Raw genomic sequence first — 25,532 nt, 5'->3', positions numbered from 1 at the left:
TCATGAAAAAACTGTTACTTGTTGTCCTGTTATTGCTGGTTGTGCTGGGCATAGCTGCGGGAGTGGGAATGTGGAAAGTCCGCCATCTGGCGGACAGTAAATTATTGATTAAAGAAGAGACGATTTTTACGCTGAAAGCGGGTACGGGCCGTCTGGCTCTCGGTGAACAGTTGTATGCGGACAACGTTATCAATCGTCCGCGTGTGTTCCAGTGGCTGCTGCGTGTGGAACCCGAACTGTCGCATTTTAAAGCCGGAACCTACCGTTTTACGCCCGACATGACGGTGCGGGATATGTTGCAACTGCTGGAAAGCGGTAAAGAGGCGCAGTTTCCGTTACGTCTGGTTGAAGGGATGCGTCTGAGCGACTACCTCAAGCAGCTGCGCGACGCCCCGTACATCAAACATACGCTGAGCGATGATAATTACGAGACCGTTGCTCAGGCGCTGAAGCTGGAGAACCCGCAATGGGTGGAAGGCTGGTTCTGGCCAGATACCTGGATGTATACCGCTAATACAACCGACGTGGCGTTGCTAAAACGCGCGCATCAGAAAATGGTTAAAGCGGTAGACTCCGTCTGGGAAGGGCGCGCTGAAGGCCTGCCTTATCAGGACAAAAATCAGCTGGTAACCATGGCCTCTATTATCGAAAAAGAGACTGCGGTTGCCTGCGAGCGTGACCAGGTGGCTTCCGTCTTTATTAACCGCTTACGGATTGGCATGCGTTTACAGACCGATCCGACGGTGATTTACGGGATGGGGTCACGGTATAATGGCAAGTTGTCGCGTGTGGATTTAGATACCCCGACCGCCTATAACACCTATACAATTACGGGGCTGCCGCCTGGCCCGATTGCCATGCCGGGAGAGGCCTCATTGCAGGCCGCGGCGCATCCGGCAAAAACGCCGTACCTCTATTTCGTGGCTGACGGTAAAGGCGGTCACACGTTTAACACCAATCTTGCCAGCCACAACCGGTCCGTGCAGGATTACCTGAAAGTGCTTAAGGAAAAAAATGGGCAGTAACTATATCGTCATCGAGGGCCTGGAAGGCGCCGGAAAAACCACTGTGCGTAACGTGGTGGTAGAGACACTTGAGCAACTCGGTATTCGTGACATGGTTTTTACCCGCGAACCGGGGGGAACGCAGCTCGCGGAGAAACTAAGAAGTCTGGTGCTGGACATTAAGTCGGTGGGTGACGAGGTCATCACTGACAAAGCTGAAGTTCTGATGTTTTACGCCGCGCGCGTACAGCTGGTCGAAACCGTTATTAAACCTGCGCTGGCAAAAGGCGCATGGGTAATTGGCGACCGTCACGATTTGTCGACCCAGGCGTATCAGGGGGGCGGACGCGGCATCGATCAAAACATGCTGGCAACCCTGCGCGATGCCGTGCTCGGTGATTTTCGCCCGGACCTGACGCTCTATCTGGACGTGACTCCAGAAGTCGGATTGAAGCGTGCCCGTGCGCGCGGCGAGCTGGATCGTATTGAGCAGGAATCTTTCGATTTCTTTAATCGCACCCGCGCGCGTTATCTTGAACTGGCTGCCAAAGATGCCAGCATTCGTACCATCGACGCTACGCAGCCGCTGGAAGCTGTGATGGCTGATATCCGCAATACCATCACCCAGTGGGTGCAGGAGCAGGGCGCATGAAATGGTACCCATGGTTACGACCAGATTTTGAAAAACTGGTAGCCAGCTACCAGGCCGGTCGTGGTCACCATGCGTTACTGATTCAGGCGTTACCCGGAATGGGTGACGACGCGCTGATTTACGCGCTCAGTCGCTATTTAATGTGTCAGCAACCGGAAGGGCATAAAAGCTGCGGACACTGCCGGGGCTGTCAGCTGATGCAGGCGGGGACGCATCCTGACTACTATTCGCTGCTGCCGGAAAAAGGCAAAAGCACGCTGGGGGTTGATGCGGTACGTGAAGTGAGTGAAAAACTGTACGAGCATTCACGCCTTGGCGGTGCGAAAGTGGTGTGGATCCCTGATGCCGCCCAGTTAACTGATGCTGCTGCCAATGCCCTGCTAAAAACGCTGGAAGAACCGCCGGCACAAACCTGGTTTTTCCTCGCCAGCACAGAGCCTGCGCGATTGCTGGCGACATTGCGCAGCCGCTGCCGGTTACACCATCTTGCGCCGCCGGCTGAGTCGTACGCTATCTCCTGGCTCGCCCGCGAAGTGACCGCATCTCCAGAAGCGCTGTTGAGCGCATTACGCCTGAGCGCGGGTTCGCCTGGTGCGGCACTCTCGTTGTTACAGGCTGAAAGCTGGGCGCATCGCACAGATTTTTGTGCGGCACTGGCAAACACATTAAGCGCAGGTGACTGGTATATCCTGCTCGCGGCGTTAAACCACGATCAGGCCGCCGCCCGTTTACACTGGCTGGCAACGTTGTTGACGGATGCCTTGAAGCGTCCGTATGGGGTTTCCCATTTAACCAATCCTGACGCGCTGGACCTGATATCTTCTATCGCAGAACGGTTATCCGTCGCCCGGATACAGGCGATACTCGGTGACGTTTGTCATTGCCGTCAGCAGTTGCTGAACGTAACAGGCGTAAACCGTGAACTGGTGTTAACCGATCTTATCCTGCGTATTGAGCATTACCTGCAACCAGGCACCGTATTGCCTGTTCCCCATCTTTGAGAGAGACATTATGTTTTTAGTCGACTCACACTGCCATCTTGATGGCCTAGATTATCAATCTCTGCATAAGGACGTGGATGACGTGCTGGCGAAAGCAGCCGCACGCGATGTGAAATTATGTCTTGCCGTCGCGACCACTCTGCCAGGATACCGCAGTATGCGCGAACTGGTCGGTGAACGTGACAATGTGGTGTTCTCCTGCGGCGTGCATCCGTTAAATCAGGATGAAGCCTATGATGTTGAAGACCTGCGCCGTTTTGCTGCCGAAGAGGGCGTTGTGGCGATGGGGGAAACCGGGCTGGACTATTTCTATACGCCGGAAACAAAGGTGCGCCAGCAGGAATCTTTTATCCATCATATTCAGATTGGCCGTGAGTTACAAAAGCCAGTTATCGTACATACCCGCGATGCGCGGGCCGATACGCTGTCTATTCTGCGCGAAGAAAAAGTGACGGATTGTGGTGGCGTACTACACTGTTTTACAGAAGACAGAGAAACGGCGGGCAAATTGCTGGACCTCGGATTTTATATCTCGTTTTCCGGCATCGTCACGTTCCGTAACGCAGATCAGCTCCGTGATGCCGCCCGCTATGTTCCTCTGGATCGGTTGCTGGTTGAGACGGATTCTCCCTACCTTGCGCCTGTACCGCATCGTGGAAAAGAGAACCAGCCCGCCATGACCCGTGACGTTGCGGAGTATATGGCTGTAGTGAAAGGTGTTGCCGTTGAAGAACTGGCGCAGGCAACCACTGATAACTTTGCCCGCCTGTTTCACATCGACGCTTCTCGCCTGCAATCCGTTCGTTAACTGACTTTTTTTAAAGCTCGTAATTAATAAGCAAAGCGAGTAAAGTTCACCGCCTCAAAATGGGCGGTGAATAGCCGGTTTGACACATTCAGAAACGCATTTTATCGGAATGTGCGGATTTTACGGCCATCCACGACTGAATTGTGATAGCCGTCAAACAAAAACAAACTGAATTATTTTACTCTGTGTAATAAATAAAGGGTACTTAGATGCCCTGTACACGGCGAGGTTCTCCCCCCTCGCTAATGCGTGAGAACGTAGAAAAGCACAAATACTCAGGAGCACTCTCAATTATGTTTAAGAATGCATTTGCTAACCTGCAAAAGGTCGGTAAATCGCTGATGCTGCCGGTATCCGTACTCCCGATTGCAGGTATCCTGCTGGGTGTCGGTTCCGCTAACTTCAGCTGGCTGCCAGCCGTTGTATCGCACGTAATGGCAGAAGCAGGCGGTTCTGTTTTTGCAAACATGCCGCTGATTTTTGCCATCGGTGTCGCGTTAGGCTTCACCAATAACGACGGCGTATCTGCACTGGCATCCGTTGTTGCCTACGGCATTATGGTTAAGACCATGGCTGTTGTTGCGCCGCTGGTTCTGCATTTACCTGCTGAAGAGATCGCAGCTAAACACCTTGCTGATACGGGTGTTCTCGGGGGGATTATCTCCGGTGCGATTGCAGCGTATATGTTCAACCGTTTCTACCGTATCAAATTGCCTGAGTATCTTGGCTTCTTTGCGGGTAAGCGCTTCGTTCCTATCATTTCTGGTCTGGCCGCTATCTTCACCGGTGTGGTTCTGTCCTTCATTTGGCCGCCGATCGGGACTGCTATTCAGACGTTTTCCCAGTGGGCTGCATACCAGAACCCGGTCGTAGCGTTCGGTATCTATGGCTTCATTGAACGCTGCCTGGTGCCGTTTGGTCTGCACCATATCTGGAACGTTCCATTCCAGATGCAGATCGGTGAATACACCAATGCTGCGGGCCAGGTATTCCACGGCGATATCCCTCGCTATATGGCGGGTGACCCGACTGCGGGCAAACTGTCTGGTGGCTTCCTGTTCAAAATGTACGGTCTGCCGGCTGCCGCTATCGCTATCTGGCACTCTGCTAAACCAGAAAACCGCGCGAAAGTGGGCGGTATCATGATCTCCGCGGCGCTGACCTCGTTCCTGACCGGTATTACCGAACCGATCGAGTTCTCGTTCATGTTCGTGGCGCCGATCCTGTACATCATCCACGCAATTCTGGCTGGTCTGGCATTCCCGATCTGTATCCTGCTGGGTATGCGTGACGGTACGTCGTTCTCCCACGGTCTGATCGACTTTATCGTTCTGTCCGGTAACAGCAGCAAACTGTGGCTGTTCCCGATTGTCGGTATCGGTTATGCGATTGTTTACTACACCATCTTCCGTGTGCTGATCAAAGCGCTGGACCTGAAAACTCCGGGTCGTGAAGATGCTACCGAAGACACCAAAGCGGGTGCGTCCGGCGAAATGGCTCCGGCCCTGGTTGCGGCATTCGGCGGTAAAGAAAACATCACTAACCTCGATGCGTGCATCACTCGTCTGCGTGTCAGCGTCGCTGACGTTGCCAAAGTGGATCAGGCTGGCCTGAAGAAACTGGGTGCAGCGGGCGTTGTAGTGGCGGGTTCCGGTGTTCAGGCTATCTTCGGTACTAAGTCCGATAACCTGAAAACTGAAATGGATGAGTACATCCGTCACAGCTAAGCAGTAAAAAGTTGGGGAGAATTAAGGCAGCCTGCGGGCTGCCTTTTTTAATGCATTAATTGGCCTGAACGCGAATCGGCGCAGTGGCGGCGAACAACCACGGACGAGCCTCTGCGTTCACGCGTGGGGATAACGTCTCTCTGACCTGCTGGTGGTAATCATCAATCCACTGTTTTTCTGCCTCACTTAGCAGATGCAGTTCAACCAGACTTAAATCAATCGGCACCAGCGTCAGCGTTGAGAAGCGACAGAAGCCAGGACGACTGTTGATAATCTCCACCTGATTCTCAATACGGATCCCATATTCTCCGGCCAGATAATAACCCGGCTCGATGGTAATGATATTGCCCGCAACCAGAGGCCAGGGGTTTACTTTTTTGGCAATGCGATGGGGCTGCTCATGGATCAGGAGCTGATGGCCTACGCCGTGTCCCGTACCGTGATCAAAATCCAGACCCAGATCCCACAGCGCCCGACGGCTAAAGGCATCCAGTTGATGACCCTGAGTGCCGCTGGGAAATTGCAGCGAGATAAGCGACAAAAAGCCTTTTAACACAGCGGTGTAATGCAGACGACGCTGCGGATCCTGTGGACCAAACGCGAAGGTGCGCGTTGTATCCGTCGTACCATTATGGTACTGGCCGCCGGAATCATTCAGATACATGGCCTGAGAGGTAATGGGCGTATTGGTTTTTTCGCTGGAATGGTAATGGCACATTGCGGCATTGCTGGCTGAGGCCGAAATCGTGTTGAAGCTTTGCTCGATAAATCCCGGCTGCTGCTGGCGAAATTCCAGTTGCCTGGCCTGCGCTTCCAGCTCAGTGACCGGATTGCCTGCCGCTTCGCGCAAGGGAACTTCATGCGTAAGCCATGCCAGAAAGTTAACCCAGGCCGCGCCATCTTGTTCATGGCATTCCCGATAGCCCGCCAGTTCAACGTCATTCTTGTGCGCTTTCATCAAGGTGATGGGATCGGGTGCCCATAAGACTTCGCCACCGTGTTCTACAATGGCAAAACGCAGCGCGACCGGGGCGTAGTCTTTATCGACCAAAAAGCGTTTCCCTTTGGCTAACTGCTGGCAGCGGGCAAGAAAACTCTCTTGTGGGGCCAGCGTGAGCGTATTCAGCAGTGCAGCAGGGAGCTGCTGGGTTTTGTTGCTATCCACAAACCATTCTAGCTCGCCGCTGCGATGGAGCAGGGCGAACGAAAACGGCACTGGCACCATTGGCAGATCGGAACCGCGCACATTCAGCAGCCAGGCAATGTTATCCGGCAGCGTGATCGCCAGAACGTCGGCCTGTTGTTGCGTGAGCAGATCCACGACGCGGGCACGTTTTTGTGTGCTGCTTTCCCCGCTGATTTCAATGGGCATTTCACGAATGATGCCGCAGGGTGCAGCCGGGCGGTCAAGCCATACCTGGTCGAAAGGATCTTGCTCAAGAGGCACCAGCTCGCAATGGGTCGCCGACAGTGCTTCAAACTGGCTGTTGACCATCAGCAACGGTTCAAAACCGATACGCGCGCCCGCAGCAACGTGAGACTGCAAATAGTCGGCCAGCGGTTCGTCATGTAAATGGTGAATTTCAAAATCATCCAGCGAGACTTCATTGCGCACCTGGACCTGATAGCGTCCATCGACAAACATTAATGCGCGGTCGCGCAGGACCAACGCGAGACCAGCGGAGCCGCTAAAACCGGTCAGCCAGGCCAGCTTATTGTCATGCGGTGTACAATCTTCGCTTTGGTGAGCGTCGGCGCGCGGAACAATCATGCCATCCAGCCCTTGCGCTAACAGCAGGTTGCGCAGAGCGGAAAGAGGAGTTGAGTTGTGCATAGTTACCTTCAGGCCTTAACGGAACGGCGGTTCGTTGAACGTACGTAATTTACGGGAGTGCAGTCGATCGCCTTCAGCACGCAGACGATCGATTGCCCGGATACCTATTTGCAGGTGCTCGGAAATGGCACCTTCATAAAAACGGTTGGCCTGACCAGGCAGTTTGATCTCGCCGTGTAGCGGTTTATCGGAAACGCACAGCAGCGTGCCGTAAGGGACGCGGAAGCGGTAGCCCTGGGCGGCAATGGTGGCGCTTTCCATATCAATGGCCACCGCGCGACTGAGGTTAAAACGTAGCGCAGAAGCGGAATAACGTAACTCCCAGTTGCGATCGTCGGTGGTGACGACGGTACCGGTACGCAGGCGCTGTTTCACCTCCTCGCCGGGCATGCCGCTGACTTCTTTGGTGGCGTCATACAGTGCGCGTTGTACTTCCGCAATGCTCGGAATCGGAATATCCGGCGGTAGTACGGCATCCAGCACATGGTCGTCACGCAGATAAGCGTGGGCCAGAACATAGTCGCCAATCGCCTGGCTTTCGCGCAGGCCGCCACAGTGTCCAATCATCAGCCAGACGTCAGGGCGTAGGACGGCCAAATGATCGCAAATGGTTTTGGCGTTAGACGGGCCAACGCCGATATTGACCAGCGTGATCCCCTGACCGTCGGCGGTGATTAAATGCCAGGCGGGCATCTGATGTTTCTTCCAGGCGAGATCGGAGATGGCCTCTTCCGGAGCTTCCGTTTCAGCGGTGATCCAGATCCCGCCCGCGCATGACAGCGCGATATAGGGGCTGTTCGGATCGAGGATCTGGCTGCAGCCCCAGCGCACGAACTCATCGACATAGCGGGTGTAGTTGGTGAACAGCACAAATGGCTGGAAATGTTCAACCGGCGTTCCCGTGTAGTGACGCAGTCGTGCGAGCGAAAAATCTACTCGTCGGGCGTCGAAGTGCGACAGCGGGGAGAATTCCGCCGGATGATAGGTACCATCGGCTGTTTCATCGCCAATTTGTGACAACTCGGTAGTGGGGAAATGGCGCGTTAATCCGGCGCTCATCGAGCGGTCGAGCGTCAGTTCAGAACCGTCGATCACATAGGGATAAGGGATTTCATGCTGCGACGGTTCGACGGAGATATGCGCATCATAATCCTGATACAGCAGCGTGAGTTGTTCTTCAAGATAGGGACGAAAAAGCGACGGACGGGTGATCGTAGTGGTATAGCTGCCCGCATGGGTAAAACGGCCATAAGCGCGGGTTTTCGGAGGATTGGTGGCGCTGCCATCCCAGGTGACACAAAGCGATGGGTAAACAAAAAGACCATTATGGCGGGCGATTATGTCAGGGAGCGTCCCTGTTTCAATGTACTTACCAATGGCGCTACGCAGTGCTTTAACCGACTGCTCGTACAGTGCGTCCAGTTTATCCAGAGCCTGAGTTGGGGTCAGGCTGGAGCCCTTATTGTTCATGTCTGTCTCCTTGTTCCACAGATGTACTGCTCTCCCGATAGTATGTCACAGGAATATGAAACAAAAGTCAGACGTTGAGGAAGATTGTGCGAAGGCCGAATGACCTTCGCATCAGGGCTTAACTGTGCTGCTTATCCCGCATCAGCAATGCAGTGGCGGCGGAAATAAGACACCCGGCCATCAGATAAATGGCCACGCTGTGCCAGTCTCCTCCAGAGAATGTCACCAGTGCCGCAGCAATGAAGGGGGTAAAACCACCGCCAACCACACTTGCCACCTGATAGCCAACGCCTGCGCCGCTGTAGCGATAACTTGCGCCAAACAAACCGGTAAACATAGGCTGCTGTACGCAGACCACCATATCGTGCGCAATATTGGCCAACATAATCGCGAAGAACACGATCCAGAAAATAGACTGTGCTTCCAGCGCCATAAAGAACGGGAAGGCGCTCAGCGTACCGACCAGTGCACCGGTAATGTACACGCGCCGTCGACCAAAGCGGTCGGCAAGCCAGGCAAAGCAGGGGATGGTCAGACAGCTCAGTCCTCCCACTAACAAACCGATATTCAGAAACAGCTCGCGGGGTAGGCCCAGGTTCTGCGTAGAGTAATTAAGGGCAAACGCGGTGACGATATACATCGTCAGCAGTTCACATAAGCGCAAGCCGATAATTTTTAAGAATGCGCCCGGATGACGGATTAACGCCTCGACCACCGGTAACCGCTTTTTCTCTGGTTGCGCTGCCTGTTGCTGCTGTTCGAATTCGGCTGATTCATCCATTCTGTTACGCATCCACAACGCGCCCAAAACCAGTACGATGCTGAACAGGAACGGAATACGCCAGCCCCAGCTCAGGAACTGCTCATCGGTAGTTTGCGAGCTAATCAGTGATACCAGACCGGTAGAAAGCAGCAGTCCGACGCCGTAACCGACCTGAACGCCACTGCTGTAGAAGGCTTTTTTATTTTTTGGCGCGCTTTCGACCGAGAGCAACGCCGCGCCGCCCCATTCACCACCAACGGCGAATCCCTGAATGGCGCGTAGCGTCACCAGCAGCACAGGGGCCCACCAGCCAATAGTGTCAAAAGAAGGAATAATCCCTATCAGCGCAGTGGCAATCCCCATCATCCAGACGGTGAGCATCAGCATGCGTTTACGGCCAAGGCGATCGCCAAAGTGGCCGAAGATAACCCCGCCTAACGGACGGAACAAAAATCCGACGCCAAAGGTGGCAAATGCGGCAAGTGTTCCCATTGCCGGGCTAACCTGCGGGAAGAACTCGCGATTAAAGACCAGTGCGGCGGTGATGCCATAAAGCAGAAAATCATACCAGTCGACCACGGCGCCAGCGAAGCTACCAAGCGCAGCGCGTCGGGCACGATGAAGCGAAGAGACGTCCTCTTGGGGACCCGCGGAGGTGAGAGTGGAATCCATAGTTATCCTGTCTGTACTGTCTTTTAGTTATTAGTATTTGAATTGGGCTACACACATTGCAGTCGATATATTAACGACCGTTATGAGATTACCGCGACAGATGGGAAGAGAAAACGATTATCTCCCTCACCAGAGGGCTACATGAAAAATAAGATGAATGAAAAACAGAAAAGCAAGAAGCCTGCTTAGTTTCCTAAGCAGGCTTCTTAAATTTGGCTCCTCTGACTGGACTCGAACCAGTGACATACGGATTAACAGTCCGCCGTTCTACCGACTGAACTACAGAGGAATCGTTTGAACGAGGCGCATATTAGCGAGGGCGATGAGGCTTGTCAAAGGGGGAAATACATTTGTGCGTTCGTTTGCTGACAAAATCAGCAAAGCGGCGATCTTTCCGTCTTTTTATGCTTTTGCCCCATTCTGGTGCGCGTCTACCTCTTCCAGGGCAGCCAGAATGAGAGATTCAGGTGTGCAAAAAGTCCATTCTTCACCTTTGAGCCTGACTTTACGCGGTTTTAACCGTAAAACACGGCTGCTGGCTAAACTGGCAAGCATCTTGCAATCCTGAATTTAATGACTGCCAGCACGGGTTCTGGTATTCCGACAGGAGGCAAAATGAACTTCAGACGACTGAAATATTTCGTGAAAATCGTCGATATTGGTAGCCTGACCCAGGCAGCGGAAGTGTTGCATATCGCGCAACCTGCGCTGAGCCAGCAGGTTGCTACGCTGGAAGGCGAACTGGATCAGCAACTGCTGATTCGCACCAAACGCGGCGTCACACCGACGGAAGCGGGGAAAGTGTTGTATGCCCATGCGCGGACGATTTTACGCCAGTGCGAGCAGGCGCAACTTGCGGTCAATAACGTAGGTCAGACCCTGGGGGGACAGGTCTCTATTGGCCTGGCGCCGGGGACGGCGGCGTCAGCCATCACTATGCCGTTATTACAGACAGTACGAGCAGAGCTGCCCGATGTGCTGGTCTATTTGCATGAAAACAGTGGGGCGGTGCTGAATGACAAGCTGCTCAGCGGGCATTTAGACATGGCGGTGCTCTACGAGCGCTCACCCGTGGCGGGTATCAGCAGTCAACCGTTGCTTAAAGAGGATTTGTACCTGGTCGGGACGCGTGATTGCCCGGGGCAAAGCGTCGATTTAGCCGCGGTGGCGCAGATGAATCTGTTTTTGCCACGGGATTACAGCGCAGTTCGCCTGCGTGTAGATGAAGCTTTTTCGCTTCGTCGCCTGACGGCCAAAGTGATTGGCGAAATTGAATCTATCGCCACCTTAACGGCTGCCATCGCCAGCGGGATGGGCGTCACAGTGTTGCCTGAGTCGGCGGCCCGTTCATTATGTAATGCCGCGAACGGCTGGATGGCGCGGATAACAACCCCGTCGATGAATCTGCCATTATCGCTGAACGTCTCAGCCAGAGGGAGCTTATCGCCGCAGGCACAGGCCGTGAAGGAGATCCTGTTGTCGCTGGTAAGCCGTCCGGCACTGGAAAACCGCGAGCTACAGCTGGTCAGCTAAACCTTATTCCCTCCAGGAATAAGATGCGGGTTTTTATTATTTGTTATGCCGGGCATCAGACTTTAACAATAGCGTAATGTCTGATGCGCCCGGAGCGAAAAGTGAATTTCCAGCAACTTAAAATAATCCGCGAGGCGGCCCGTCAGGATTACAACCTGACGGAAGTCGCGAATATACTGTACACCTCGCAGTCGGGAGTCAGCCGACATATTCGTGAACTTGAAGATGAACTTGGCATTGAGATTTTTATCCGTCGCGGTAAACGCCTGCTGGGCATGACCGAACCGGGCAAAGCCTTGCTGGTTATTGCCGAGCGTATTCTGAATGAGGCCAGCAACGTTCGCAGACTGGCGGATCTGTTTACCAATGACACGTCCGGTGTACTGACGATTGCCACCACGCATACACAGGCACGCTATAGCCTGCCCGCGGTGATTAAAGCCTTTCGTGAGCTCTTCCCTGAGGTGCGTCTGGAACTGATCCAGGGTACACCGCAGGAGATTGACGTACTGTTGCAAAACGGTGGGGCAGACATCGGGATTGCCAGCGAGCGACTGAGCAGCGATCCGCTGTTGGTAGCTTTTCCCTGGTTCCGTTGGCACCACAGCCTGCTTGTTCCTCACGACCATCCCTTGGTGAAAACGTCTCCTCTCACACTGGAATCTATCGCCCACTGGCCATTAATTACGTATCGTCAGGGGATTACGGGGCGTTCCCGTATCGATGAGGCATTTGCCCGTAAAGGGTTAGTGCCGGATATTATCCTCAGCGCCCAGGACTCGGATGTGATTAAAACCTATGTGTCGCTGGGGCTGGGAATCGGGCTGGTGGCAGAACAATCCAGTGGAGAGCAGGAGGAGGGGAGCTTAACCCGTCTGGATACCCGGCACTTATTTGATGCAAATACCGTCTGGTTGGGCCTGAAACGCGGGCAACTGCAGCGCAACTATGTCTGGCGATTTATTGAGCTATGCAACGCAGGGTTATCCGTCGATGAAATCAAGCGCCAGGCGATGGAGCCAGATGAAGCCGTGATTGATTATCAGATATAATGCAAAAATCCTGCTTAGTTTCCTAAGCAGGCTTCTTAAATATGGCTCCTCTGACTGGACTCGAACCAGTGACATACGGATTAACAGTCCGCCGTTCTACCGACTGAACTACAGAGGAATCGTGTGAACGAGGCGAATATTAGCGATGCCACTCAGCGTTGTCAAAGCCTGAATAGATAAATGCGATCGTTTGCTGAAATATTCCCCATTTCGCCGCTTATTCAGACGCAACCGGTTGTTTTATGCACTTTTCACGCTCGGGGCGAGGGTATTTCCATAACCAGCGGCCTGTAACCATACGCCAGTAAAATAACGCGGCGCGCACGGCCCAGTCGAAGAACATCCCTAACCAAACGCCGACTACGCCCCATCCTAATACAATTCCCAAGGTGTAACCCGCCACAACGCGACAGCCCCACATGCCCAACATCGATACCCACATCGCAAAACGCACATCACGTGCGCCCTTAAACCCTGATGGTAGCACCCAGGATGCCGCCCATATCGGCATAAACGCTGCGTTGAGCCAAATTAGGATGACTATGACCTCTTTTACATCCTGATCGTGGGTATAAAATGAGGCCATAACGCCGGCAAAAGGGGCGGTTAGCCAGGCGATGGCGGTTAAGCCGATTGTTGAGAGCCAGAATATATGGCGTAACTGGATTTCCGCTTGGGCAATCTGACCATTTCCCAGACGCCTGCCGGTAATGATTGTCGACGCGGAGCCTAAAGCATTCCCCGGCAGGTTGATGAGCGCGGCGATAGAAAAGGCAATGAAGTTTCCGGCAATTACGCTGGTTCCCATGCCGGAGACAAACATCTGCGTTAACAGTTTACCGCCATTAAATAGCACTGACTCAATACTTGCCGGAATACCGATCCCCATAACTTCCCAGATAATGGCGAGATTGAGCGGCTTAAAATAGCTTTTGAAGGGAATACGCAGTGCCGGATTAAAACCAATCATCAGCACCCAGATAATGGCGAACGCACCGATGTAGCGTGAAATGGTCAGCCCGAGTCCTGCCCCCACAAATCCCAGCCCTTGCCAGGAAAAGACCCCGTAGATCAGGATGCTACTGATGATGATATTTAGGATATTCATACCGCCATTAATCAACAGCGGAATTTTGGTATTTCCGGCTCCGCGAAGTGCGCCGCTACCGATCAAAGCAATGGCTGCCGCCGGGTAGCTGAGCACCGTTAGTTCCAGATAGGTGAGAGCCAAAGCCTTAACGTCGGGGGTTGCTTCACCGGCGACAACGTCAATAATCTGTTCACCAAAATAGTGAATGACCGCTGCCAGCACGGTAGCAAAAATCGTCATGATCACCAGCGATTGTCTGGCTGCTGCCCTTGCCCGTCGACGATCTCGTTTTCCCAGGCTAAATGCTACCACCACCGTGGTTCCCAGATCGATGGCGGCAAAAAACGCCATGATGACCATATTGAAACTGTCGGCGAGACCAACGCCAGCCATTGCTTCTTTTCCCAACCAGCTAACAAGGAAGGTACTCAGTACGCCCATCAACAGCACACAGGTGTTTTCCAGAAAAATGGGGACAGCAAGCGGAGTGATTTCGCGCCAAAAGAGAACCTTATAACTCTTGCGTTTGGCATACCAGGGCGTGCGGGAAGCGACCTGGCGTAAGGCAGCGGAGACGTTCAAAGTGGACCTTAAAGAAGAAAGTTGAAACCTCATTTCAAATGATGAGGGAGAAACCAAAAAGCTGCAAAGTTTTTTCCATTTAAAATGTCTGGAAATGCATCAAACTGTCGAGAGAAGCATCAATTGAAACTTATTCGGGGAAATGGGGTTTGACAAAATTTTTTTCGCCGCTAAGATAAGCCTCCACAACGATTCCTCTGTAGTTCAGTCGGTAGAACGGCGGACTGTTAATCCGTATGTCACTGGTTCGAGTCCAGTCAGAGGAGCCATATTTAAGAAGCCCGCTTAAGGAAACTTAAGCGGGCTTTTTTTTTTCTCAGTCCAGTGCATCCACCTGACGAGCAGGTGGAGCGTGATGTGTTTCGAATCAGAACTGATAGCTGGCGGTGACGCTGACGTTGCGCGGCTCGCCATAGACGATAGATCCGTCGACATTGGTGTCGTAGGTTTTATCGAACAGGTTATTGAGGTTACCCTGCACAGAGACGTTTTTCGTCACCTGATAGCGAGTGAATAAATCGACCAGGGCGTAGCTTCCCTGTTCCGCGCGGAATGTGCCATACGGCGTGACCGTATCGCTATAAACACGATTCTGCCAGTTAACCCCACCGCCCACGGTCAGTTCCGGCATGGCTGGCAGGCGATAACGGGTAAACAGTTTTACTGTGGTACGCGGTAGGTTCGGGTTTACCGCATTGCCTTCGTTGTCTTCAGCAACATAGCGTGTCGCGCCGAACGTCATCTGCCAGTTATCGGTGATCGCACCGTTAACTTCGAATTCGACCCCTTTGCTGACCGTTCCATCCATCGCTCTATAGGCCGTGTCGCCATTGCTACCGGCAATTGGTACGCCGGTTGATTGGCCCACGTTATCCTGTTCAATGCGGAACACCGCGAGGATGGTGGTTAAACGGCTGTTCATCCAGTCGGACTTCAGGCCAAGTTCATAGTTATTGCCGGTAATTGGGGAAAGATATTTACCGGAACTGTCGCGCTTGTTCTGCGGCTGAAAGATTGAGGTATAGCTGGCGTACGTAGACCAGTTATCGTCAATGTCATACACCAGGCCCGCATACGGCGTGGTGTGGTTTTGTTCCATGCTGTAGGCGAGGGTGTCGATACGCCAGTTGGTATAACGCGCGCCGACAATCAAATGAAGTGGGTCGGCTAGCGAAATACGTGTTGCGGCGTAGAGCGATTTCATGTGCGTGGTATCGTCCTGAGCCAATGACTGCGGGTTCCAGTTGGTTTCCGGGAAGTTACCATCGAAGGTATAGAAGCTGCCGATTTCGTTGGGGAATACGTTCGCCCACGCGCTTTCGTAACGGTTATTCTGTTTACTGTAGCTGCCGCCCAGCATCAGATTATGCTGACGACCAAACAGGTCGTAACCACCGTCGGCGAACAGATCGACGGCATCTACCTTACGCTTGCCGCTGTTCCAGCCGGTACCTCCGACGTAGTCATAGCCCGGACCATAGCTGCCATACGGGCCAATCAGCGTGCCATCGGCTTTATTGACATAGGCATCGACGTACATCATTTTACTGTCGAACTTGACCTCGGAGTGGGTGGCATTCATTGTCGCCTGCCAGGTATCGGCAAAACGTTGCTTGATGGTGACAAACACTTTGTTGAAGTCTTTATCGTTGTACGCCCAGTCCGGCGCAGTGCTGCGCGAGCGGTCATAGCTGTTTTTACTGCCGTCGGTATTCCAGCGCGGCAATCCACCCCAGGTAGGGCTGTTGATATCAATGCGCTGGTATTCATAACCCGCAGACAGGCTGGTGGTGTCGCCCAGATCGGCATCGACAATCCCGGAGAAGAACATTTTTTCGCTATTGTAGCGATCAAGCCAGGCGTCGTTATTCTGGTAGCCCGCCACGATGCGCCCGCGCACGTTGCCGTCTGCCGTGAGCGGGCTTTGAAGATCGGTCACATATCGTTGTTTATTCCAACTGCCATATTCCGCAGAAACATTACCGGTGAACTCGCGGCTGGTGGCATGCTTACGGATCATATTAATCGAGGCTGAGGGGTTACCCGTCCCGGTCATTAGCCCGTTTGCGCCACGGACCACTTCGACACGCTCAAAAAGGGCCGTGTCGGAAAGGGCATCACCGAGATTCCAGCGGGATTCAAAATAGGTCGGAATCCCATCGACCATATAGTTATCAATCTGAAATCCGCGAGAGTAATAGCTACTGCGATCTGAATCCGCCTGACTTCTGCTTATCCCCAACGTGTTGTCCATCACATCGCCCAGCGTTTGCAGTTGCTGATCTTCCATGCGCTGCTGACTGATAATGCTGACCGATTGCGGAATATCGCGCTGCGTCATCTGCATTTTGGTGCCAGCAGTCGTTGATTTAACGCTGTAATCCTGCTCCTCGCTGGATGTAGCTGGAGCAGAGCCCTCAACGATAACCGTCTCTTCAGCAGGGGCTGCGAGGCTGGTGGAAGGCAATAGTGCTAACGTGATGCAGGCTGCCAGTACAGAAGGGGCAAGCCCCGATTGGCGCTGGTCATCCCCGTTGAGTGTTGTGAAAGACATCGAAAAGTCCTTGATAATTATTAATATTAAGTTCGAATCACTGAGGTTGCGATGAACTTTTTGGTTGTAAATTATTAAGTTTGCATTGAATGCAAATGCGAAATATACGCATTCACATTCAATGTGTAAACAGATGCTACGGCATAAATGAAATGTTGTTTCAGTACTATGCTTAAGCAATAGCGACGGGAAATGGTTATAAGAACAGCAGTGGCAGGGCTTTTTGCTTAAAAAATCGAGGGTTAAAGTTGAAAGAGCGTGAGTAACTCGCTCATACTCTATACTCGCAGAGTGACCCGGCGTAGCATGGCATAACGCTTGGGCTGTTAATGAAAAAGGAAAACGTCGTGGCAGAAGAAACTATATTCAGCAAAATTATCCGTCGTGAAATTCCGTCAGATATCGTGTACCAGGATGAACTGGTCACTGCGTTTCGTGATATTTCCCCTCAGGCACCTACGCACATTCTGATCATTCCTAACGTCCTGATCCCGACCGTCAACGATGTGACGGCGGAACACGAGCAGGCGTTGGGTCGCATGATCACCGTAGCGGCGAAAATCGCCGAGCAGGAAGGCATTGCTGCGGATGGGTATCGTTTAATTATGAATACCAATCGTCACGGCGGTCAGGAGGTGTATCACATTCATATGCACCTGCTGGGTGGGCGTGCGCTTGGTCCAATGCTTGCGCATAAAGGTCTGTAAGCATGACCAGAGGATGCATTGCACTTTCACTGAGCTTGCTGCTACTGGCTGGCTGTCGGGCACATCCTGAAATTCCGGTAAGTGATGAACAGTCGCTGGTGATGGAATCAACGATTCTGGCGTCGGGCATTACAGCAGAACAACCGACGTTAACCACGTCTGATATTCAGGCCTCAGCATCCTCGCGACTTTATAACGAAAGACAAGAACCCGTTACTGTTCATTATCGGTTTTACTGGTATGACGCCAGAGGACTGGAAATGCATCCTCTGGAAGCGCCACGCAGTGTGACTATCCCGGCTCATTCGTCGGTGACGCTGTATGGCAGCGCCAATTTTTTGGGGGCGCACAAGGTTAGACTTTATCTTTATTTGTAAGGGGTGAATCTTGATGATCAAAATGAATCGCTACGCACTGATTGCCGCGCTGGCGATGTTTCTCTCTGGCTGTGTGGCGCAACGTGAGCCCGCCCCCGTAGAGGAAGTGAAGCCGGTGCCGGAACAGCCCGCGCAGCCGCAACAGCCGGTGCCGGTTGTACCAACGGTGCCAAGCATACCGCAGCAGCCGGGTCCGATTGAGCACGAGGACCAAACGGCGCAGCCGACGCCACGTCAACGTCACTATGACTGGAACGGGGCTATGCAGCCGATGGTCGGTAAAATGCTGCAGGCTGACGGCGTCAAAGCGGGAGGCGTTCTGCTGGTTGATAGCGTGAATAACCGGACCAACGGCTCGTTGAATGCCGGTGAAGCTACCGAGACCTTGAGGAACGCGCTGGCGAATAACGGCAAGTTTACCCTGGTTTCCGCCCAGCAGTTGGCTGTCGCCAAACAGCAGTTAGGTCTGTCGCCGAACGACAGTCTGGGAACGCGCAGCAAAGCGATTGGTATCGCCCGTAACGTTGGCGCACAGTATGTGCTCTATTCCAGCGCCTCCGGCAACGTCAATTCGCCGGCCCTGCAAATGCAATTAATGCTGGTACAAACTGGCGAGATAATCTGGTCAGGTAAAGGTGCCGTACAGCAACAATAACCGGCTAAGGCGCGACGAGGTGTTGTCGCGCTATTTCCCGCAGTATTGTCCCGTCGTAGCCAACCAGAGCGGCCTGAGCGGCGGGAGCTGCATCATCGAACACGATACCCACCGCTTAGTGTTGCGCTGTCATCACGACCCTGACGCGCCGGAATCGCATTTCTTACGCCACTATCACGCGTTAAAGCACCTGCCTGAAAGCCTTGCGCCGCGCCCCCGCTTTTATATACGTGGGTGGATGGCGGTCGACTTTTTTCACGGTAAGGTAGAATCCAGATTGCCGGACGCCGACGAACTCGCTGGCTTATTGTATCATCTGCACCAACAACCCCAATTGGGCTGGCGAATCAGTCTGCTGCCGCTACTCGAACAGTACTGGCAGTGTGGCGATCCGGCGCGTCGGACGCCATGCTGGTTGCGAGCGTTGAAGCGACTCAGGAAAAGCGGTGAGCCTCGACCTTTGCGTCTGGGGCCTCTGCATATGGATGTCCACGGTGACAACATCGTACGTACAGCATCAGGGCTGCGGCTGATTGACTGGGAATATGCCGGAGACGGTGATATCGCTCTGGAGCTGGCGGCGGTTTGGGTCAACGACGAATCTCAGCACCAACGGCTGGTTAGCGCCTACGCCCAACGAGTGCACATTGAACAAAACGCGCTGTGGCGGCAGGTCAGACGATGGCGGCCCTGGGTCATAATGCTGAAAGCGGGGTGGTTTGAGTATCGCTGGCGACAAACCGGCGATCGACAATTTATCAGGCTGGCCGATGAAACCTGGCGGCAGCTAATAATGAAAGGATAAGGAGAGCAGTGTGGGCCCAGTAATGTTGGATGTCGAAGGGTATGAGCTGGACGCTGAAGAGCGTGAGATTCTGGCGCATCCGCTGGTAGGTGGGTTGATCCTCTTTACCCGAAATTATCATGACCCGGAACAGTTGCGTGAATTAGTGCGCCAGATTCGCGCGGCATCACGCAATCATCTGGTGGTGGCGGTAGATCAGGAAGGCGGCAGGGTACAGCGTTTTCGCGAAGGATTTACGCGTCTGCCCGCGGCCCAATCCTTTGCTGCGCTGCACGGTCTGGAAGACGGCGGCAATCTGGCTCAGGACGCCGGATGGCTAATGGCCAGCGAAATGATCGCAATGGATATAGATATCAGTTTTGCGCCGGTGCTGGATGTGGGGCATATCAGCGCGGCGATTGGCGAACGCTCTTACCATGCCGATCCGCGGAAAGCGCTGGCTATGGCGACTCGCTTCATTGACGGTATGCATGCCGCTGGCATGAAAACTACCGGTAAACATTTCCCCGGTCATGGGGCAGTGACGGCGGATTCGCATAAAGAAACCCCAACCGATCCACGTTCAGAAGCCGAAATTCGTGCAAAAGATATGTCCGTGTTCCAGACGTTGATTACGGAAAACAAACTCGATGCCATTATGCCTGCGCATGTCATCTACAGTGACGTGGACCCGCGTCCGGCGAGCGGTTCGCCACACTGGCTGAAAACGGTGCTGCGTCAGGAGCTTGGTTTCGATGGCGTCATTTTCTCCGATGATTTGTCGATGGAAGGGGCGGCGATTATGGGAAGCTATGCGGAGCGTGGTCAGGCATCGCTGGATGCGGGTTGCGATATGATCCTGGTCTGCAATAATCGTAAGGGAGCGGTCAGTGTGTTAGATAATCTGTCGCCGATCAATGCAGAACGTGTTACACGTTTGTATCATAAAGGTTCATTTTCACGTCAGGAACTGATGGACTCGGCACGCTGGAAGACGGTAAGCGCCCAGCTCAACCAGCTTCATGAGCGCTGGCAGGAAGAGAAAGCAGGTCATTAACGCAAGTTTGGCGAGGATGCGATGATTATCTATTTACACGGTTTTGACTCTAACAGCCCGGGCAACCACGAAAAGGTGTTGCAGCTGCAGTTCATCGACCCGGATGTCAGACTGATTAGCTACAGTACGCGGCATCCTAAACATGACATGCAGCATCTACTGAAAGAAGTGGACAAAATGCTGCAGCTTAATGTGGACGACCGTCCGCTGATTTGTGGCGTGGGGCTCGGGGGATATTGGGCTGAACGGATTGGTTTTCTGTGTGATATTCGTCAGGTAGTGTTTAATCCCAACCTGTTCCCGTATGAGAACATGGAAGGAAAAATCGACAGGCCTGAAGAGTATGCCGATATCGCGACAAAATGCGTGACCAATTTCCGCGAAAAGAATCGCGATCGCTGCCTGGTGATCCTGTCACGTCATGATGAAGCGCTCAATAGTCAGCGTTCGTCAGAAGAGCTGCATCACTTTTACGAGATAGTCTGGGACGAAGAGCAGACGCACAAGTTTAAGAATATCTCCCCGCATTTGCAGCGCATCAAAGCGTTCAAGACGTTAGGTTAATCCTCAATGAACGTGTAAAAAACCAGCCTTCGGGCTGGTTTTTTTGTTCTTAAAGTTCGTGTTGTCTATCTTTTCAGCATCAAAACTTGATACACATCAATTTTGGTATGACCAATGCACCGTTCGTGTTATTCTCACTCTCGAAGAACATTTTCATTATCGTAACTTGTTGTTAATTAAAGGCTATGCCTATAACTTTTAATTAACAATTGGTTAATAAATTTAAGGGGGTCACGTTGACTACACCATTAAAAAGAATCGTGATTGTCGGCGGCGGTGCTGGCGGACTGGAAATGGCGACGCAGCTGGGTAAAAAGCTGGGGCGCAAGAAAAAGGCCAAAATCACGCTGGTGGACAGAAACCACAGCCATTTATGGAAACCGTTACTGCATGAAGTCGCGACGGGTTCCCTGGACGAAGGCGTGGATGCGCTGAGCTATCTGGCGCATGCCCGTAACCACGGTTTCCAGTTTCAGTTGGGTTCGGTGGTGGATATCGATCGCGAAGCGAAAACCATTACTCTTGCCGAGTTGCGCGATGAGAAGGGTGAGCTGCTGGTTCCTGAGCGAAAAGTCCCGTATGACACGCTGGTGATGGCGTTGGGCAGTACCTCCAACGATTTCAATACGCCGGGCGTCAAAGAAAACTGCATTTTCCTGGATAACCCGCATCAGGCGCGTCGTTTCCACCAGGAGATGCTGAATCTGTTCCTGAAGTATTCCGCGAATCTGGGCGCTAACGGCAAAGTAAATATCGCCATTGTCGGCGGCGGTGCGACGGGGGTTGAACTCTCAGCCGAGCTGCACAATGCGGTAAAACAGCTGCACAGCTATGGTTACAAAGGGCTGACCAACGAAGCGCTGAACGTTACGCTGGTAGAAGCCGGGGAGCGTATTCTGCCTGCGTTGCCGCCGCGTATTTCCAGTGCTGCGCATAATGAGTTAACCAAACTGGGTGTACGCGTACTGACCCAGACGATGGTAACCAGCGCTGATGAAGGCGGACTGCATACCAAGGATGGCGAGTACATTGAAGCCGATCTGATGGTGTGGGCTGCGGGGATCAAGGCGCCAGACTTTATGAAAGACATTGGCGGTCTGGAAACCAATCGTATTAACCAACTGGTGGTTGAGCCGACTCTGCAGACCACGCGCGATCCCGACGTGTACGCGATTGGCGACTGCACTTCCTGCGCTCGCCCGGAAGGTGGTTTTGTGCCGCCGCGCGCTCAGGCTGCGCACCAGATGGCAAGCTGCGCAATGAACAACATTTTGGCGCAGATGAACGGCAAGCCGCTGAAAGCGTATCAGTACAAAGACCACGGCTCTCTGGTTTCACTTTCTAACTTCTCTACCGTGGGTAGCCTGATGGGTAACTTGACCCGTGGTTCGATGATGGTAGAAGGGCGTATTGCGCGCTTTGTGTACATCTCACTGTACCGCATGCACCAGATTGCTCTGCACGGTTACTTTAAAACCGGTCTGATGATGCTGGTTGGCAGCATTAACCGGGTGATCCGCCCGCGTCTGAAACTGCATTAATACGGCTTATGGCGTCGGATGTTTGTACTTATCCGACGCCTTCCTTCAGAGTTCTCCGAATCATCCTGCCTTCGCTCCTCCTCGTGCTATTTTCATCCGTAATCTGATTGGCATTCCTTACCTTCTGTTGCAAAGTTGTTGCTAATAGCAAAAAAGGAGGAAGTCCCGTGAATAAATCTATGTTGGCGGGTATAGGGATTGGCGTAGCTGCTGCGCTGGGTGTTGCAGCGGTGGCCAGTCTTAACGTTTTCGAGCGTGGCCCACAGTATGCACAAGTTGTCTCTGCAACACCGATTAAAGAGTCGGTAAAAACACCGCGCCAGGAGTGTCGGAACGTGACGGTCACGCACCGTAAGCCGGTACAAGATGAAAACCGTATCGCGGGTTCCGTGCTGGGTGCGGTTGCTGGTGGCGTTATCGGCCATCAGTTTGGCGGCGGACGCGGTAAAGATATTGCTACCGTGGCCGGTGCTTTAGGCGGCGGTTATGCAGGTAACCAGATCCAGGGTTCGATGCAAGAAAATGATACGTACACTACTACGCAGCAGCGTTGTAAAACGGTGTATGACAAATCTGAAAAAATGCTGGGCTACGACGTGACGTACAAAATTGGCGATCAGCAGGGGAAAATCCGTATGGATAAGGACCCCGGCGCGCAAATTCCGTTGGATAACAACGGACAGTTGGTACTAAATAACAAAGCGTAAAATAGCATTATCCTGAACATTAGCCCCCCATTCGCTCAGGCTGGGGGGCTTTTTTTATCAGAAGGTTAAGGCGTAGTTCAGACCAAACGTGCGGCCCCGGCCCTTGTATTCATACAGTGACGGGCTACCGTAGGTGGGGCTGTACAGCAGTGGCGCACGTTGTCCCCACAGCGTGGTGTACTCTTCATTCAGCAGGTTTTCCACGCTAAAGGTCAGTTTACCCAACGGGAGCTGATAGCTGCCGATAAAGTCCATCGTGTTATAGCCGTCCAGCTTATTGCCGCTGGCGTCCGTCAGATCAAATGTTTGCTGGCTCTGTACACGCAATGTCCACGGTTCAGGTGCCCAGCCGACCCACGCGGTGGCTTTGGACGGGGAAGCCAGGGTGACATCCCATTTCTGCCACTTACCGTTTTGCTTCACTTCCGATTTAATGACGTTGAAGTTGCCGCCCAGACTCCAGTCCGTATCCGCAATGAAATAATCCACCGCACCTTCAAGGCCATAAATACGGCGATCATCAGGCTGGACGTTAATGGTCATATCGCTACGGTTGATAACGATCGATTTATCCGACGTAGAGTAGTAAGCGGCCAGCTGCGTGCGCAGACTGTCGCCAGTGTAGCGCCATCCCAGTTCGTAGGAGTTAACTTTAATCCCCTCCAGGCGTGAGTCCGCCACGTTGACGCTGCGCTGGAGCTGGTAATGATCGCCAACCAGGGAATAGGTGCCGTTACCGTAATATTTCCCCGGGTCCGGAAGCTCCACGCCCTGAGAGAAGTTAAACCATGTCTGCTGACGGTCGGTCAGGTGGGCGAGAATACCGGCGTTAAACAGGAAATTATCGTAATCGGTTTTACCGCCAGGAATGGTATCGGCGGAGTTTGCCAGACCGGTGGCAATTCCCTGTTGTTGGGCATAGCCCACGAAATCATCCACCCTGTTTTCGGTCCATTGATAGCGCACACCGCCGCTGAGGGTAAAGATGTCGTTAATGTCATAGCTGTTCTGCAGGAAAGGCGCGAAGTTGGTGATGCTGTAACCGGGGTAACGCCCGGTGGTATAAGCGGTTCGGTTGTCCATACCGCCGGAGGGCAGGGACCAGGCCAGATCGAAGAATTTCTGATTGGAATCGAAGGTTTCGTGATCGGCATCGACACCCCACGTCAGCTCCCAGTTGTCCATCAGCTGGCTGTTGAGGGTGATTTTGGCACCAAACTGGTCTGTGTCCTGCTGCGATGCGGAGAAACTGGTGACCTTGCCTTTGCTCAGCGTAGGGAAGGGGTAGAATTTCAGCGATTCGTCACGGTAATAGATTTGGCTGACCAGGTTCTGGCCGAAGAAATCCGCGTCTGAATACTGCAGGCTGATCAGATGACGCTCGGTGCCGGGAATACGATCGGAATTCAGTCCGCTGCTGGTATAAGCCTTACCGTTTCCCGTCACGGCGGACATGTTCTCGCCAAGATCCAGTCCGTAATCGTCATCCCCCTGGCTCTTATAATACTGCGTAACCAGTTGTAACTGACGGTTGTCGTCAAGCTCAATCGTCCCGGTGCCCATCACGTCCAGACGATCGGAGTGTTGCAGGCCAGTTTGGGTGTTATCCAGCAGCAGGGCATCGTGATTGCCGTCATACCAGCCGCCAAACCGTTGATACGCGACGGACATACGCCCGGAAGCGCGATCGGTTCCTCCGCTCACCGCCGCGGCAACGCGTTCATCATGATCGTTACTGTTATTGAAGCCGCTTTTACTCCCCAGTTCGAGTTCTACTTCACGCTCCGGCTGGCCTTTTTTGGTGACAATGTTGATTAACCCACCGGTACTGCCGCCGCCATACAGTGAGGTTGCACCTGAGATGACTTCAATGTGTGCGATGTTAAACGGATCAATAGAATCAAGTTGACGGCTGTCAGTACGCGAGGAGTTCAGACGGACACCGTCTATCAGTACTACGATGGCACGACCGCGCATATTCATGCCGTAGTTTGTGCGCCCCTGGCTGCTGACATCGATTCCTGGGATTAACTGAGCAAGAACATCTTTGAACTCTTTCCCCCCCTGAACCTGCTGTTCAATCTCGCTTCCTTCAATAACCCAGGTCGTTTGCGCCATTTCTGCCACGGTGCGTTGGCTACGGTTGGCACTGACGATGAGGTTATCTTCCTCAGCCGCGATGGCTGGGAGAGTTAAAGACAACAAGAGAGGATTGAGCACCCAGAGACGCTTATGCATTTGTATTCCTTTTAAAAAAGAGTCGATCTGTTTTTGTTATGGCGGTAGAGAAACCGATAGTTACATTGTGAAACGGGCGTTAAAACAAATGCGAATATTGCTGATAATAATTGTTGTTATCAATACATTTTACAAAAATGATCGGATAAGATGATGAAAA

22 protein-coding genes and 3 tRNA genes are annotated in these 25,532 nt (G+C 53.0%); 16 read left to right on the top strand and 9 right to left on the bottom strand.

Translation table 11 applies throughout. The features are described from left to right. The first annotated feature begins 2 nt into the window (after positions 1-2). The 5 genes from yceG (at position 3) to ptsG (ending at position 5,192) form a co-directional block, all read left to right on the top strand. Positions 3-1,025 (top strand): cell division protein YceG, encoded by a 1,023-nt coding sequence (yceG, locus tag HVZ39_RS15315; protein WP_181632642.1) that lies wholly within the window; start codon positions 3-5, stop codon positions 1,023-1,025. Next, positions 1,015-1,656, top strand: a complete 642-nt coding sequence (gene tmk / locus HVZ39_RS15310; protein ID WP_181632641.1) for a dTMP kinase — start codon at positions 1,015-1,017, stop codon at positions 1,654-1,656. The genes yceG and tmk overlap by 11 nt, the downstream gene beginning before the upstream one ends. After that, positions 1,653-2,657: a DNA polymerase III subunit delta' gene (holB, locus tag HVZ39_RS15305; RefSeq protein ID WP_181632640.1), complete on the top strand. Its 1,005-nt coding sequence runs from the start codon at positions 1,653-1,655 to the stop codon at positions 2,655-2,657. The genes tmk and holB overlap by 4 nt, the downstream gene beginning before the upstream one ends. A 10-nt stretch (positions 2,658-2,667) precedes the next feature. After that, positions 2,668-3,465: a metal-dependent hydrolase gene (locus HVZ39_RS15300; protein ID WP_181632639.1), complete on the top strand. Its 798-nt coding sequence runs from the start codon at positions 2,668-2,670 to the stop codon at positions 3,463-3,465. A 293-nt stretch (positions 3,466-3,758) separates the two neighbouring features. Continuing rightward, a complete protein-coding gene (gene ptsG / locus HVZ39_RS15295) occupies positions 3,759-5,192 on the top strand; it encodes a PTS glucose transporter subunit IIBC (RefSeq protein WP_016152655.1) in 1,434 nt (477 codons plus the stop codon). A 55-nt stretch (positions 5,193-5,247) separates the two neighbouring features. On the opposite strand, the gene HVZ39_RS15290 is transcribed toward ptsG, so the two are convergent. The 5 genes from HVZ39_RS15290 to HVZ39_RS15270 all read right to left on the bottom strand — a co-directional run bounded on the left by HVZ39_RS15290 (position 5,248) and on the right by HVZ39_RS15270 (position 10,486). After that, the gene (locus tag HVZ39_RS15290) at positions 5,248-7,026 is read right to left on the bottom strand and encodes an aminopeptidase P family protein (RefSeq protein WP_181632638.1); all 1,779 of its coding nucleotides are present in this window, start codon (positions 7,024-7,026) and stop codon (positions 5,248-5,250) included. Positions 7,027-7,041: 15 nt separating this feature from the next. After that, positions 7,042-8,496, bottom strand: a complete 1,455-nt coding sequence (locus HVZ39_RS15285) for an AMP nucleosidase (protein ID WP_016152657.1) — start codon at positions 8,494-8,496, stop codon at positions 7,042-7,044. A 118-nt stretch (positions 8,497-8,614) separates the two neighbouring features. Then, the gene (gene shiA, locus HVZ39_RS15280; protein WP_016156198.1) at positions 8,615-9,931 is read right to left on the bottom strand and encodes a shikimate transporter; all 1,317 of its coding nucleotides are present in this window, start codon (positions 9,929-9,931) and stop codon (positions 8,615-8,617) included. A gap of 213 nt (positions 9,932-10,144) precedes the next feature. Further along, positions 10,145-10,220: transfer RNA gene (locus HVZ39_RS15275), tRNA-Asn, on the bottom strand. A 113-nt stretch (positions 10,221-10,333) separates the two neighbouring features. Next, positions 10,334-10,486, bottom strand: a complete 153-nt coding sequence (locus HVZ39_RS15270; RefSeq protein WP_162835199.1) for a hypothetical protein — start codon at positions 10,484-10,486, stop codon at positions 10,334-10,336. 60 nt (positions 10,487-10,546) lie between these two features. Here HVZ39_RS15270 and nac point away from each other — a divergent pair, with 60 nt between their 5' ends. After that, positions 10,547-11,464: a nitrogen assimilation transcriptional regulator NAC gene (gene nac, locus HVZ39_RS15265; RefSeq protein ID WP_016156200.1), complete on the top strand. Its 918-nt coding sequence runs from the start codon at positions 10,547-10,549 to the stop codon at positions 11,462-11,464. A gap of 101 nt (positions 11,465-11,565) precedes the next feature. Then, positions 11,566-12,516: an HTH-type transcriptional regulator Cbl gene (gene cbl / locus HVZ39_RS15260; RefSeq protein WP_016152661.1), complete on the top strand. Its 951-nt coding sequence runs from the start codon at positions 11,566-11,568 to the stop codon at positions 12,514-12,516. A 42-nt stretch (positions 12,517-12,558) separates the two neighbouring features. Here the strand turns inward: cbl and HVZ39_RS15255 are convergent. Together HVZ39_RS15255 and HVZ39_RS15250 are read right to left on the bottom strand one after the other, a co-directional pair. After that, positions 12,559-12,634 (bottom strand) — tRNA-Asn (locus HVZ39_RS15255). Positions 12,635-12,733: 99 nt separating this feature from the next. Next, positions 12,734-14,221: an EmmdR/YeeO family multidrug/toxin efflux MATE transporter gene (locus tag HVZ39_RS15250; RefSeq protein ID WP_049040618.1), complete on the bottom strand. Its 1,488-nt coding sequence runs from the start codon at positions 14,219-14,221 to the stop codon at positions 12,734-12,736. 160 nt (positions 14,222-14,381) lie between these two features. Between HVZ39_RS15250 and HVZ39_RS15245 the strand changes: the two genes are divergently transcribed. Beyond that, positions 14,382-14,457 (top strand) — tRNA-Asn (locus HVZ39_RS15245). Positions 14,458-14,555: 98 nt separating this feature from the next. Here the strand turns inward: HVZ39_RS15245 and fhuE are convergent. After that, positions 14,556-16,742 carry a ferric-rhodotorulic acid/ferric-coprogen receptor FhuE gene (gene fhuE / locus HVZ39_RS15240; RefSeq protein ID WP_181632637.1) on the bottom strand — a complete coding sequence of 729 codons (2,187 nt, stop codon included), beginning with the start codon at positions 16,740-16,742 and terminating at the stop codon, positions 14,556-14,558. A gap of 347 nt (positions 16,743-17,089) precedes the next feature. Between fhuE and hinT the strand changes: the two genes are divergently transcribed. The 8 genes from hinT (at position 17,090) to HVZ39_RS15200 (ending at position 23,134) form a co-directional block, all read left to right on the top strand. Then, the gene (hinT, locus tag HVZ39_RS15235; protein WP_016156204.1) at positions 17,090-17,449 is read left to right on the top strand and encodes a purine nucleoside phosphoramidase; all 360 of its coding nucleotides are present in this window, start codon (positions 17,090-17,092) and stop codon (positions 17,447-17,449) included. A 2-nt stretch (positions 17,450-17,451) separates the two neighbouring features. Beyond that, on the top strand, positions 17,452-17,826 hold the full coding sequence (locus HVZ39_RS15230; RefSeq protein WP_019076489.1) for a YcfL family protein: 375 nt from the start codon (positions 17,452-17,454) through the stop codon (positions 17,824-17,826). A gap of 13 nt (positions 17,827-17,839) precedes the next feature. Then, entirely contained in the window at positions 17,840-18,481 is a 642-nt protein-coding gene (lpoB, locus tag HVZ39_RS15225; protein WP_016152673.1) for a penicillin-binding protein activator LpoB, read from the top strand. Next, positions 18,462-19,286, top strand: a complete 825-nt coding sequence (gene thiK / locus HVZ39_RS15220; protein ID WP_181632636.1) for a thiamine kinase — start codon at positions 18,462-18,464, stop codon at positions 19,284-19,286. Before lpoB ends, thiK begins: the two co-directional genes overlap by 20 nt. A 10-nt stretch (positions 19,287-19,296) precedes the next feature. Further along, positions 19,297-20,322 carry a beta-N-acetylhexosaminidase gene (gene nagZ / locus HVZ39_RS15215; protein ID WP_016152675.1) on the top strand — a complete coding sequence of 342 codons (1,026 nt, stop codon included), beginning with the start codon at positions 19,297-19,299 and terminating at the stop codon, positions 20,320-20,322. Positions 20,323-20,343: 21 nt separating this feature from the next. Further along, a complete protein-coding gene (gene ycfP, locus HVZ39_RS15210; protein WP_003030817.1) occupies positions 20,344-20,886 on the top strand; it encodes an alpha/beta hydrolase YcfP in 543 nt (180 codons plus the stop codon). A 236-nt stretch (positions 20,887-21,122) separates the two neighbouring features. Beyond that, positions 21,123-22,427, top strand: a complete 1,305-nt coding sequence (gene ndh / locus HVZ39_RS15205; RefSeq protein WP_181626219.1) for an NADH-quinone dehydrogenase — start codon at positions 21,123-21,125, stop codon at positions 22,425-22,427. A gap of 167 nt (positions 22,428-22,594) precedes the next feature. Further along, the gene (locus tag HVZ39_RS15200) at positions 22,595-23,134 is read left to right on the top strand and encodes a glycine zipper 2TM domain-containing protein (protein WP_003030814.1); all 540 of its coding nucleotides are present in this window, start codon (positions 22,595-22,597) and stop codon (positions 23,132-23,134) included. Between the two features lie 57 nt (positions 23,135-23,191). On the opposite strand, the gene HVZ39_RS15195 is transcribed toward HVZ39_RS15200, so the two are convergent. Next, positions 23,192-25,372: a TonB-dependent siderophore receptor gene (locus HVZ39_RS15195; RefSeq protein ID WP_019076496.1), complete on the bottom strand. Its 2,181-nt coding sequence runs from the start codon at positions 25,370-25,372 to the stop codon at positions 23,192-23,194. Positions 25,373-25,532: the final 160 nt, after the last annotated feature.

Origin of the sequence: Citrobacter sp. RHB35-C21 (assembly GCF_013816515.1) — a bacterium.
Lineage (GTDB): Bacteria > Pseudomonadota > Gammaproteobacteria > Enterobacterales > Enterobacteriaceae > Citrobacter > Citrobacter braakii.
This window is presented reverse-complemented; position numbering and strand designations above follow the sequence as displayed.